This is a genomic window from Halosimplex halobium, assembly GCF_051414055.1.
GTDB classification, from domain to species: domain Archaea; phylum Halobacteriota; class Halobacteria; order Halobacteriales; family Haloarculaceae; genus Halosimplex; species Halosimplex halobium.
The window spans coordinates 137476-149864 of sequence record NZ_JBLKNX010000007.1 but is presented as its reverse complement, the minus strand read 5'-3'; the positions used below and the strand labels follow the sequence as shown (position 1 = coordinate 149864).

The 12389-nt window shown below is 63.4% G+C and carries 9 protein-coding genes and 1 pseudogene; 7 read left to right on the top strand and 3 right to left on the bottom strand.

Going from position 1 to position 12389, the window contains the following annotated elements; translation table 11 throughout:
* Positions 1-194 precede the first annotated feature (194 nt).
* The 4 genes and pseudogenes from ACMGFG_RS09275 (at position 195) to ACMGFG_RS09260 (ending at position 3328) form a co-directional block, all read left to right on the top strand.
* Positions 195-665 carry an OB-like fold-containing membrane protein gene (locus ACMGFG_RS09275; RefSeq protein ID WP_495849350.1) on the top strand — a complete coding sequence of 157 codons (471 nt, stop codon included), beginning with the start codon at positions 195-197 and terminating at the stop codon, positions 663-665.
* Positions 658-1161, top strand: coding sequence for a metal-dependent hydrolase (locus ACMGFG_RS09270; protein WP_436930058.1), 504 nt, complete (start codon positions 658-660; stop codon positions 1159-1161). The genes ACMGFG_RS09275 and ACMGFG_RS09270 overlap by 8 nt, the downstream gene beginning before the upstream one ends.
* Before the next feature lie 86 nt (positions 1162-1247).
* Positions 1248-1928, top strand: a pseudogene (locus ACMGFG_RS09265) (IS6 family transposase).
* Positions 1929-2131: 203 nt separating this feature from the next.
* The gene (locus ACMGFG_RS09260; RefSeq protein WP_436930057.1) at positions 2132-3328 is read left to right on the top strand and encodes a glycosyltransferase family 2 protein; all 1197 of its coding nucleotides are present in this window, start codon (positions 2132-2134) and stop codon (positions 3326-3328) included.
* 30 nt (positions 3329-3358) lie between these two features.
* Here ACMGFG_RS09260 and ACMGFG_RS09255 read toward each other — a convergent pair whose 3' ends face one another.
* On the bottom strand, positions 3359-4486 hold the full coding sequence (locus ACMGFG_RS09255) for a glycosyltransferase family 4 protein (protein ID WP_436930056.1): 1128 nt from the start codon (positions 4484-4486) through the stop codon (positions 3359-3361).
* Positions 4483-5598 carry a glycosyltransferase family 4 protein gene (locus tag ACMGFG_RS09250; RefSeq protein WP_436930055.1) on the bottom strand — a complete coding sequence of 372 codons (1116 nt, stop codon included), beginning with the start codon at positions 5596-5598 and terminating at the stop codon, positions 4483-4485. Before ACMGFG_RS09250 ends, ACMGFG_RS09255 begins: the two co-directional genes overlap by 4 nt.
* 169 nt (positions 5599-5767) lie before the next feature.
* Here ACMGFG_RS09250 and ACMGFG_RS09245 point away from each other — a divergent pair, with 169 nt between their 5' ends.
* Complete coding sequence (locus ACMGFG_RS09245; protein WP_436930054.1) at positions 5768-6976, top strand: glycosyltransferase; 1209 nt, start codon at positions 5768-5770, stop codon at positions 6974-6976.
* Positions 6977-7013: 37 nt separating this feature from the next.
* On the opposite strand, the gene ACMGFG_RS09240 is transcribed toward ACMGFG_RS09245, so the two are convergent.
* On the bottom strand, positions 7014-9434 hold the full coding sequence (locus tag ACMGFG_RS09240; protein ID WP_436930053.1) for a hypothetical protein: 2421 nt from the start codon (positions 9432-9434) through the stop codon (positions 7014-7016).
* A 287-nt stretch (positions 9435-9721) separates the two neighbouring features.
* On the opposite strand from ACMGFG_RS09240, the gene ACMGFG_RS09235 reads away from it, so the two are divergent.
* Complete coding sequence (locus ACMGFG_RS09235; protein WP_436930052.1) at positions 9722-11164, top strand: sugar transferase; 1443 nt, start codon at positions 9722-9724, stop codon at positions 11162-11164.
* 13 nt (positions 11165-11177) lie between these two features.
* The gene (locus tag ACMGFG_RS09230; protein WP_436930051.1) at positions 11178-12380 is read left to right on the top strand and encodes a glycosyltransferase family 4 protein; all 1203 of its coding nucleotides are present in this window, start codon (positions 11178-11180) and stop codon (positions 12378-12380) included.
* The last annotated feature ends 9 nt before the right edge of the window (positions 12381-12389 follow it).

Here is a 12389-nt window from a genome sequence, read left to right as displayed (position 1 = left end):
AAGCACACGTCTTCCTCGCTCTTTGTCTCCGCTTGGCCGTTGCACTCGCTAATCACCATCGAGGAAACGATGTCGCTAGCCCCACAATCACGCTATGAGAACACTTCTGCCCCACCGCCAACTTATAGATGTGGGGCTCAAAGTGCATTCGATTCGTAAGTGGCATCGTCTTAATCGGCTTCTTGGTGACGCTGATGCTGGTGTTTCCCGTGTTGGGTCCCGCACCAACGCTTGGCGTCCCGCCGGGAACCACTGATATTGCTCTTGACAGAGATGCCTATATCGGGGAGCGAGTTCTTGTCTTCGGAGAGGTCGTCAGCACAACCCCTCTCGCCATCAAGGCTCAGGCGAACACTGGGGAATTTTTATACTTCACAGTCACCGACATTGAGATAACAGTTGAAACAGGCGATTACCTCAACGTCTACGGTACTCTCATGACCGATCGGTCTGTCGCGGCTATTGATGTTGTCCACAAACCTTCTTGGCCGTACCTCCGCACAAGAATTCTTTCGGCAGTCGCAGGTCTAATCGTACTCGGACGATCAGTATCTCACTGGCGGATCGACATCAAGAACGTCCGGATCGAACGCAGACAAAATCCCACCCCAATACTCGTAGCACTTGCGGATCGTTTCGATCGGAGTGACCCAGAAGATGCCTGATTTATTGACACACATCCTACTAGGCTATGCGGCGAGTACGTTCGCGCTACGGCACCTTGAGGGCCGAACCGTGCCAGCGTATCTTACCATCGGGATGATTGGTGCGATTATTCCGGATCTAAATCATCTCTCGATACTCATTCCGACGCCGGTCATCTGGGACATCCTTGGACGGCCCATTTCATACAACGCGCTTCAGACAGGGGGTGGTGTCTTCCTGATAATTCTGCTCGGGACTGTTCTGATCGAGGCTGACGAGCGCAGCAGGGCCTTTGGATTGCTATGGCTTGGGGCGCTTACCCACCTCTTGACGGATGCACTCCTACGTGCTCCCGATGCACGCTCTCAATCAATCTTCTGGCCGTTAACGCCCTACCAACCACCTACGCCTGGTCTATATACTAGCGTTGATCTGTGGCCACTAGTCGTTGCCGCAGTGCTCGCAATTTCCGCGTGGTATGTTTTCCATTCTCATCCCTCTTCCGAGGCGAACTAAACGTCAAGAAATTGTATTACCTCATATATTGGCACTGTCTAGTTCAGCGAGTTTGAGAAGCGAGGAGGTCGAAGCGAGAAGTGTCCATGCAACTCGCAGACCTCCTCAAAGAGCACTTAGACATCAAGAATCAAGACGCTTGGGAGAACGAGTGCACCCCGACACCCGTGCGCTGTTTCGCGGTCCGACTTCATTCGATGGGGCTGTCACTCCGTGAAGTCGAGGCTGTCTTAGCCTAGCTGGGTGTCGATCGCAGCTTTCAGGCAATCTAGAACTGGGAAGAGACGCTTGCCGAAACTTAATGCGACCCGTCGACGGCGTCGCCGTCGCGGGTCGCAGTCGATGAAAAACAGATCGAAGTAGACGGCGAAAAAAAAGTGGCTCTACGCCGCGATCGACACGGACTCGAAACTGTTGCTCGAAGTCGATGTCTACAGCCGCCGCGGAACAGACCCCGCGGCGGCATTTCTCCACCGCCTCACCGAGAAACACAACGTCTCTGAAACGGAGTTTCTCGTGGATGCTGGTGGCTATCTGACTGCCCTCGCTTGTCACGAATTGAGCGGTCAGCTCAACTATTCCGACCGAAACCACATCGAGAAATGGTTTCAAACAGTGGCGATGCGGATCGACCGCTTTCATTCGTTTTGGCGAGCAGTCAATCCAGCGCGAAACGGTGGCTCCAGCGGTTCAGACACTACTACAACGGAGATCGACCGAACCAAGCACTAGATGGCCGCATGCCTGTCGAGGAGGTTCTCAACTAGACAGTGCCTATTAGGCCGTGAACCGCCTATTCCAAGAGGTTTGTTTATGCATATTTCTCCCGAGTCGTTTCCACCTAGAGATGGTGCTATCATTAAGCTAGATAGATTCTGTTCAGCCCAAGTTATTTTCTCCATAGCGTTTGAGAGGAGAAGCGAACAGAACAGTTTAACACATAACCACGGTTAGCGGACAAACAGGATAGATGGGCACCGCAGTAGTGAACGCCTCGTCAAATCTCCTCACCCCGGCGAGTGATGAAATGCCGAAGATCAGTTTTGTCTTACCAACGATGAATGAGGAGGCCGGGATAGCTGCATGCCTTGAAGCGATCGTAGAGACAATCGATACTATTGCTGTAACCGCAGAGGTTATTGTAAGCGATAGTTCAACAGACCGAACTCCAGAGATTGCTCGAAAATATGGAGTAACAGTCGTCACCCCAGACCGGGCCGGATATGGATATGCATACCGCTATGCGTTTGAGCGAGCTCGGGGAGAGTACATCGTCATGGGAGATGCAGATACGACCTATGATTTCCAGGAACTCCCGAAGTTGTTCGATTCTATTGTCGAAACCGATGCAGACATGGTCCTTGGAAGTCGATTTGCTGGTGAAATTAAAGACGGAGCTATGCCGTGGCTCCACAAACACATCGGCAATCCAATTCTGACTGCCTTTTTAAACCGGTTCTACGACGCGGACATCAGCGATGCCCATAGCGGATTCCGCATTATCCGACGGGATGCACTCGAACAACTTACACTGCGGACCGACGGCATGGAGTTCGCGAGCGAGATGATCATGGAGGCGAGCGCCCGTGACCTCCACATCGAAGAGGTCCCGATCACCTACCACCCCCGGGAGGGGGACGCGACGCTCGACACGTGGCGGGACGGATGGAAACACCTGCGATTCATGCTGCTCAATGCGCCGGGCTATCTCTTTACGATCCCCGGCGCAGTTTCGCTCGTGTCCGGAGCGGTACTGATGCTGTTGGCATTTTTCAACGTCGAAGTGACGCTAGACGGGGTGGGCCCGATCTGGTTCGGAATCCGGACGATGGTTGCCGGAAGCCTCCTGACGATCGTCGGCTTCCAGATCGCCAGCCTCGGTGTCTTCGCGACGATCGCGAGCGAACCGATACGTCGGCCGACGGACCGCGTGACGACGTGGCTCGTAGAACACCTGCGCCTCGAGACAGGGATCGCACTCGGTGGCCTCGTCGTGGCCGTGGGGGCCGCCTATGCCGCGTCGATCATCCGCACGTGGCTCCAGGAGGGCTACGCGACGCTCCCGCCGATGACCCACGACATCCTGGCGTTCACCTGTATCGTCCTCGGGATCCAGACCGTGTTCGCCGCGTTCTTCGTCACTGCTGTCCGGCGGAACCGTCGTTGATTCCAGAACGATTTCGAGTCGGCGGGCCGGTCACTCCGAGAAACCACACGCCGTCTCGTAGACCTGTTCGGCGTCGTCGGCCACTCGTTCCCAGTCGAATGTCCCAGCGCGCTCTCGCGGGTCCAGGGGAGGGCGCTCGCCGGAGCAGGCGGTTTCGAGGCCGTCCGCCAGTGCGGACACCGACGGCGCTACCAGAAATCCCGCGTCGCCGACCACTTCGGCGGCGGCCGAACGCGGGTGGTCGGCCGCGACGACGGTACAATCTGCGGCGAGGGCTTCGAGCGTGGTGATCCCGAACCCCTCGCGGGTCGAGGCGGTCGCGAAGATATCGGCTGCCCGGAACTGCGCGAGAACGTCGTCGGACTCGGGGAGGAATCCGAGAAAGTCGACATCATCGGTAACCCCCCTGTCGGCAGCCAGTCGTTCCAGTCGGTCCCGCTGTGGCCCGTCGCCGATGATACCGAGCGTCCCGTCCACGTCGGCGGCGGCGAACGCCCGGACGAGTCGGTCGACGCGCTTCTCCGGGACGAGCCGACCGGCGAAGACGATATCGTACCCGTCCGCCGCAGGCGGGATCGACCGGATCCGGTCGATATCCACGCCGTTGGGGACGACGGAAATCCGGCCGCGGTCGACGCCGAGCCCGGCGAGGCGGTCGGCGGTCACGCCCGAGACAGCGACAGGTTGCTGGGGGATATTGGCCACCGCCCGCTCGACGGCCATCCCAGCCAATCCGGGATAACCGAGATACTCACGCCAGTACTCCCGCCAGACCTCGTGCCAGGTGGTTACGAGCGGGGTCGAACCGAGCGACGCCGCGAGTCGGGTGGAAAGCACGGGAAAGAACGGGAACACGGAGGCCACGAGAACATCGTGGTTACCGGCCTGTCGGACGAGCGTGGGTGTCGCTCTGGCGGCGAAGTCAACCGCCTCCGAGATCGAGCGCCGGTCGCCGGCGTAGAGATCGCGTTCCGGCGCGACCGCGCGGAGCGTCATCCCCTCGTACTCCAGCTCCGCGGGACCGTCCCAGTAGTGGCGACCGTACACCGTCACATCGTGCCCGCGGTCGGCGAGTCGACGCCCGATCTCGTAGATGCGCTTCTCCGCACCCCCGGTCACGAACGGGTAGACGACGTTCGAGACGAAGGCCACTCTCACGCTCCGGCGACCTCCCGATAGAGAGCGACGTGTCGCTCGGCGACAGTCGCCATGTCGTTCGCATCCAGATACGCCCCGCAGGCGTCGCGTAGATCCGCGCGGCGGTCCTCGTCCGCGACGAGTTCGCGAACGCGGGCCGCGGCAGCGTCGACATCGGTGGCGTCGAACAGCGCCGGCGTTCCCCAGCGGTCGGCGACCGCACGGAACCGGTCGCAGTCACTCGCCAGAACGGGTTTTCGGTGCGCCATCGCCCAGTTGAACACGCCGCTCTGGTTGACGGTGTTGACGATACCCGTCTGCGTCGTCTCGTGGTACGGGAGGACAACGAGGTCCGCAGCGGCGAACGCAGCGTGGAATCGCTCGTCAGAGAGATGGCCCGTGATCGTGACGTTCGCAGGGGCCCGGGCACGTAGCGACTCGACGAACTGGTCGTGGCGTTCACGCGGTGGCCCACCCGCGAGCAGGAACTCGAAGTCCGGACAGTGCTCGGCGAGCGCGAGCATCGTTTCGCTCCCCTTCCGCGGGCTGACGTAGCCGGGTTCGACGACGACCACATCGTCGGGACCATACCCGAACTCGGCCCGCGCTGCGGCCGGATCGGGGGAGACCGGCACGTCCCTGGTGACGCCGTGGGGGAGCACCGTCGCCGTAGGGCGACGCACGTCGTCGCTGAACCGATCGCGGGCCTGTTCGGAGAGGAAGACGAGTCGGTCGCTACAGCGGTCGAGAATCCGGTTCAGGGCGCTCACGTAGGCGCCCTTCGCCCGGGCGGCGGGGGGCGCGACCAGGTCGGGCGTGAGCACCTCGTGGACCGTCACGACGATCGAACTCCCGTCGCGGTTCGCAAGCGCCCGGATCGCCCCGAAAAACAGCGGCGTGTAGAGCCCGCGTGGACCGAACAGCACGTAGTCGAACTGGACGTGGATCACGTCCGCCCCGGTGGCGCTCGCAGCGATCGCCCGTCTCACGAAATGGATCGGGTCGGCACTGTCGGTCCGGAGGTACACGCGCTCGAGCTCGACGCTGGTATCGAGTGCGTCTGCGAGCTGGTCGGCGTACTTTCCCGTTCCGGAGGTAACGTCCGGCGGTGTCGAGACGAGCGTGATCTTCATAGCGGGCGAACCGACGTACCACCGACCAGACTGTGATGGACAAAAAGGGACGCGATCCCACAGGCAAGCACTAGTATCGTGCACCCGGCGACGAGGGAACCGCAACCAGTCTTCTCGGCCTGAAGTGAGACGGATATAAGCCCTCGTGGACCGAGAGAGCAGGTATCGGATGGCAGATATCGGTGTGTTCCACGCGGGGCTCATGGCGGGGGGTGGTGCGGAGGCCGTCGCTGCCAATACGCTACAGGCCCTCCACGGCGCCGGTCACGAGCTGACTGTGTATACCGCAGACGACCCGGACTTCGCCACCCTGGACGAGACGTTCGGGACAGCCCTCTCGACAGGTAACAGCGCGGGCGACGAGTCGCCGATCGATGTGGAACAGCCGGCGTCGACCGCGCGGCTCGCTGTCGACCGGCTGACTGACGCGGCACGCGCCGTCACGGGCGTCACGGACCTTCCGCTCCTGCGACGGGCGGTGATGGAGCGACGCGTCGTTCGCCAGCAGGACAGCCACGACCTTCTCGTGAGCACCGACGGTCAGTTGGCCGCCCGCGGGCCGACTCTGGAGTACGTCCACTTCCCGTACTTCGAACCAGCGGCCATGCGTCGGTACGGGACACGCTTCGAGGAGTCGCTGTATCCGCAGTATCACCGGCTCTGTCGCATGCTCCGACCGACCGAAACCGGAACACCGGCTGACAGTGACACGCCGGTCACCGTAACGAACTCCCGGTGGACTGCGTCGGTGCTCGCCGAAACGACCGGAAAATCGGCGAAGGTAGTGGCCCCACCCGTCGGTGTCGCGGACTTCGACCCGCCGGAGTGGGGGAGCCAGACGGACGGAATCGTCTGTCTCGGACGGATACATCCGCTGAAGCGCCAGCACGTCGCGATCGAGATCGTCGACGGCCTCCGCGAGGCCGGGATCGACACGCATCTCCACCTCATCGGCCCATCGGGCAGCGACGAGTACGTCGACCGGATCGAGCGACTCGCGGGGGACAGAGGGTACGTTCATCTCGAAGGGCGAGTGTCTCGTGACCGTCTCGTCGAACTGATCGAAACTCACCGTTACGGCGTTCACGCGAGACGCTTCGAACACTTCGGGATCGCCGTCGCCGAACTCGTCGCCGGTGGAACGATACCCTTCGTTCACGACAGCGGCGGCCAGACGGAGATCGTCGGTGATCGGGACGAACTGACCTATGGATCGCCCGCCGAAGCGATCCGGAAGATGAAGCGAATCCACTCGAAGAACGGACATCAGCGGTCGCTCCAGTCAGAACTGGTCGCGTCGGCGACTCAGTACGGTCGCGAGCGCTTCCGGTCGGAGATCACAGCGGTCGTCGAAACAGCGATCACAGATGCCGAATAGACACGCTTCAAGCAGCTACACCGGACACCTCCCAATATCAGGATCCGGCGCTTGCGGAGACGTTCCCGCCCTCTCGAACGGCTGTTTTTGAGACAGTGACAGACTGATCACCGATCTCGTACGAACCCGGGTACGGGACCGTGATCGAGTACCGGCCGTCGGCTCCAGCGGTAACCTGATTGCGGTAGGTAAACGCCGTGCCCGGGATGTCGACCTCCGTCTCGGCTACGACCGACTCGTTGGCGGCTGCCTGACCGGAGATCGTCGCTCCCGGAACGAGCGTAAAGACCGTCAGTCGGCGGTCGTCACTGGTATAGACCGCTCGATAGTGTGAGAGGGCAGGCGCATCGTCCGTTCGACTCCCGTACTGGGCTGTCAGTCGGCTGTGGATCGCCTGCGGTCCCAGATCCGCATCGTCGTCGCGGACGACCACGAATCCGGCCCGGTCGCGGAGGCGATCGTACCACTGTTCCGGGGCCCCGGACGTGAGGAAGTCGGTGTAGTGTTCCCTGGCGTAACCGTAGTCCCTGGATTCACTGTTCACGAAGTAGTTCAGCATCATGTTGTCGCCCCACGAGCTGAAGACGTAGTTGTCGGGATACGCCCAACCGCGCTCGGATGCGTGTCCGCTCATCCAGGACGCGGCCCGGTACTCGGTGTCGTCGACGGTGAGTTGACCCTGTTTGATCGGTATCTGGACGAACGAGAAACTCGCGACCAGAACGAAGAGGACGAGGAGATAGCCGATCGTTCGACCGTCCGGCAGGGAAAGCGAGTGGGAAGCGCTCTCTCCGGAGCCGTCGGCCGAAAATCGGGTAGCATCTCCAGCGTCTTGTCTGAAGTCGACCGGCCGGGTCACGTCGAGTCGCGCGGCCAGGTCGACGAATCCGAGCCCGGCGACAGGGGCGATCACGACCGACAGTTCGCCGGCGAACCGGAGCTGGACCAGTGACAGGACGAAGAAGTACCAGCCGTAGATCGAGAGGAGCAACCAGTGGGAGACACCCGAACGAACGCCGCGGACGGATACGAGAGCGAGGTACGGGAGGGCGAGAAAGAGGATGAACCCGAAAAACAGTGCCGGGCCGAAAAACAGGCCGAGATTGCCGCTGATCAGCGACTGCGTCTCGGCGATACCGCTCCCGGTATAGGTCTGCATGTACGCGACAAAGTCACTCAGCCCGCTGGAGAGAGCCGGGACTGCCGTCCAGAGGACTGCGGATCCGACGGCACCGACTGCAAGAAGTTCGACGAACGCCGCTCTCGCACCGTACGCTGCGCGGTAATTCGCCTCACCGACCGCGACCACGACGACCGAACCCGCGAACAACAGAAGCGGTGCCGCTGCTCGGTAGATCGGCAACCACCCCCAGGCCAGGTGGGGGACGAGAGCGAGCACCGCAGCGACACCGAGGCCCGCGACCAGCGGAAGGCCACCCGAGAGCGGAGACCGCTCCTCTCGGAGGTCGAGCAACGTTCGACCGAAGACGTAGAGGCCGATCGGGAAGATGAGGAGCGGGCCGCCTCGCCAGGCGAGCGTCTGGGCCGCAACGCCGACAGAGAGCCCGATACAGCCGGCCAGCACGTCGCGGCGACGCCTGAGACGGTCACTGTGTGCTGTCGCGAGAACACCGAGCGCGAGCAGCGTGACTGCCAGCCAGAGGTAATCGAACGCGTGATGATCGGCGAAACCAACCATGGTTCGATAGGCGCTCACCGGCATCACCGCGTAGAGAGCGAGCGTCGCGAGACCGACCCGGCGGTCACCAGTCACCCGGATAGCGAGCGCGTAGACTGCAAGTCCGACGACGACCGCGGCACCGACCGGATACCACGCGAGGACGAGTCCGGCCGCATCGGCGGATCCACCGAACAGCCTCGACCACCACCACATCACGACGATCAGCAGCGTATCGTGGTTCGTGACGTATTCGGGGATCGCACCGAGAGCTGTCGGGGAAAACGCCGGGATGTCGCTATCGAGGAGGTACTCCGTCCAGTAGCGGTACCGATACGGATCGTTGCCCGTGAGAACGACGGTGCCGTCCCGGAACACCGCTCCAGCCGCGAACACGGTGCGGAGGAGCACTATCAGGAGGAGTCCCGCGAGTACCGCTCCGCTCGTGAGTGGGCTAGTGAGAGACAGCCGCGAGCGCATCGACGTCAGGTTGGGAGAGAGATCCGGGACTGTCGTTCCGGATGTCGACCCGGACGGGTCGGTTTCGGGGCTCCCGTCGAGCGCGGCTGCCGTCGCCTCACGGTCGACAAGCCGATATGCGTCCCCTTGCTGGGCGACGATATCCTGTGAGACGATCTCGCCGAACTCGCCGGAGTCGAGGGATGTATCGTGGAAGTCCCACGCCCCGTCAGCATCGATCTCAACCAGGTGTTCCACTGCAGGCGCGAGTTCCGGGCGATCGGCGAGTAACTGCTGTGTCTCTTCACGAACGTCGGTCATGGTTGCTGGGTCGAGGCCTCATGATAGTCTGAGAGAGGACAGCGATTCATCGACCGCCCTCCTGTATCTGGTCGGATAGATCCGCCGACACTGTACAGCCTTTTCGAAAACGGTCGTCAAAAGACTGTATCCTCGGTACGTCCTGTCACCGGTACGAGTCGATCGACACCGCAGTTCAAATCGGGTCATGCGACCGGTAATACACGATGGATCCTTCGGAGAATCGTAACCTCAAACGCGATAATCGTGGCATAGACCTTATATGACGGGCTACTGAATCGGGAGTGATGAACTCGCGGTGGCAGTATCGGGTCGCGAGCGTGGGGGCGACGCTGGCCCTGACGCTCCTCGCCGTCCTCGTCGCGAACCACCCGTTCGTCCAGAACCTGTTCGCGCTGGTCCCGTACTTCGGGGGGCCGGCGCCGGCGGTGCTCGCGGGCGGGCAGTTCACGGTCGCCGTCGCGACGACGGTCGGCGTCGTGGCCGCGGCGATGTGGCCCGTGTTCAAGCCGCGGCCGCGGCGGATCCTCGACACCATCCTCCTGACCCAGAAGCGGGTCCTGCTGGCGATGGTCGGCCTCGCCGCGCTGGGCTACTACAACTACACCTACAAGCTCCCGCGGTCGACGCTGATGATCGTGACCGGGCTGCTGTTCGTCGTCCTCCCGGTGACGATGGCGGCGATCCGGCGCCGGCCGCCGGGCACCGAACGGGCCGTCCTCGTCGGCGACGACCCCGAGGCGATGGGTGACGTGCTCGCGACGACCGACCTCGACGTGGTCGGCTACGTCTCGCCGTTCGCGGGTCGAGATGACGAGGCGTCCCCGGAGCGGGCCGGCTACACTGACGGCGGCGTCGTCGTCGAGGCCGACCCCCTGGCGGAGCTGGAGTGTCTCGGCGGGCTCTCCCGGCTGGAGGAGGTCCTCGTCGCCTACGACGTGGACACGGCCGTCCTCGCGTTCGGCGACGCCGACCGCATGGAGTTCTTCGGGACGCTCGACACCTGCTACGAACACGGCGTCGTCGCGAAGGTCCACCGCGACCACGCCGACAGCGTGCTGACCAGCGGCGTCTCCGAGAGCGAACTCCTCGACATCGACCTCGAACCCTGGGACACCCAGGACTACGTCGTCAAGCGCGCGTTCGACATCGCCTTCGCCGCGACGGGGCTGGTCGTGCTCGCGCCGGTGATCGCCGCCGTCGCCGTCGCGGTCAAGCTCGACAGCCACGGCCCGGTGCTGTACAGCCAGGAGCGCACCGCCGAGTTCGGCGACCGCTTCCCGGTGTACAAGTTCCGAAGCATGGTGACCGACGCCGAGGCCGCGTCCGGGCCGAAACTGAGCGAGGAGGACGCCGGCGAGGTCGACCCCAGGGTCACCCGGGTCGGTCGGTTCCTCCGGCAGACTCACCTCGACGAGATCCCCCAGCTGTGGTCGATCCTCGTCGGCGACATGAGCGTCGTCGGCCCGCGCCCGGAGCGACCGGAGCTGGACACAGAGATGGAGACGGCCGCCGACACGTGGCGCCGGCGGTGGTTCGTCCGGCCGGGGTTGACCGGCCTCGCGCAGATCAACGACGCGACGGGTCACGACCCCGAGGAGAAGCTCCGCTACGACGTGGAGTACATCCGCCGGCAGTCGTTCTGGTTCGACCTCAAGATCGTGATCCGGCAGCTCTGGAAGGTCGGCGCCGACGCGGTCCGAACCGTCCGACCTAACACCGACCGATGAGTCTCCACGCCCGATGACGCGCGACCGTCGCAGGGTACCGGACACAGCGCCGGGGACATCCGAGGGAGAGGACGAGTCAGAAGGTCCCGACGACCGCTCGCGCTCGCTCCGGATCCTGCGGGTCGCACAGAAGGTCTACCCGGACGTGGCCGGCGGGGGTGCCTACCACGTCCACGCACTGAGCCGCGACCAAGCCGCGATGGGCCACGACGTGACGGTGCTTGCGGTCGCGCCCGGTGCCGACGGGGACTGGCCCCACGTGGAGCAGCGCGACGGTTACACGGTGGTCCGGTTCCCGCCGACCGCCGCGCCGCTCGGCAACGCCGTCTCCGCGGGCGTCGCGCAGTTCCTCCGTCGGGTCGGGGAGTACGACGTTGTCCACGCCCACTCGCACCTGTACTTCTCGACGAACCTCGCGGCACTCGCTCGCCGGTTGTCGGGGACGCCGCTGGCGGTCACGAACCACGGCCTGTACTCCCAGACTGCGCCGAAGTGGGTCTTCGACGGCTACCTCCGGACGATCGGGCGCTGGACGTTCGACAGCGCGGACGTGGCTTTCTGTTACACCGACGAGGACCGCGACCGGCTCCGCGAGCTGGGCGTCTCGACCCCGATCGAGGTCGTCGCCAACGGGATCGACACGGCACGGTTCACCCCAGACGGCCCCCAGCACGACGATGTGGTCGGCGACCCCGCGGTCCTCTTCGTGGGTCGGCTCGTCGACGGGAAACGCCCTGGCGACGCGCTCGCGGCCTTCGAGCGCCTGCACGAACGGGTACCAGAAGCGAGGTTCACCGTCTGCGGCGACGGTCCACTTCGCGAGGACCTCGAACGACAGCTCAGCGAAAGGGGTCTCGACGACGCGGTCCAGTTCCTGGGTCACCTCCCCTACGAGTCGATGCCGGCGGTCTACCGGGCGGCCGACGCGCTCGTGTTGCCGAGCGAGGCCGAGGGGCTGCCGCGCACGGTGCTGGAGGCGATGGCAACCGGCGTGCCCGCCGTCACGAGCGCGCTCGACCAGCTCACCGGCGTCGTCGACGGCGGCGGCGAGACAGTTCCCGTCGGTGACGTCGAGGGGTTCGCGGACGCGCTGATGGCGGTCACCGGGAACAGGGAGACGTACTCGCCACGTGTAGTCGTCGAAGACGGCTACGACTGGGCGACGACGGTCGAGCGGACGACCGAGCATCTTCGGCGGATCGCGGCGGACCGATAGACGATTGTT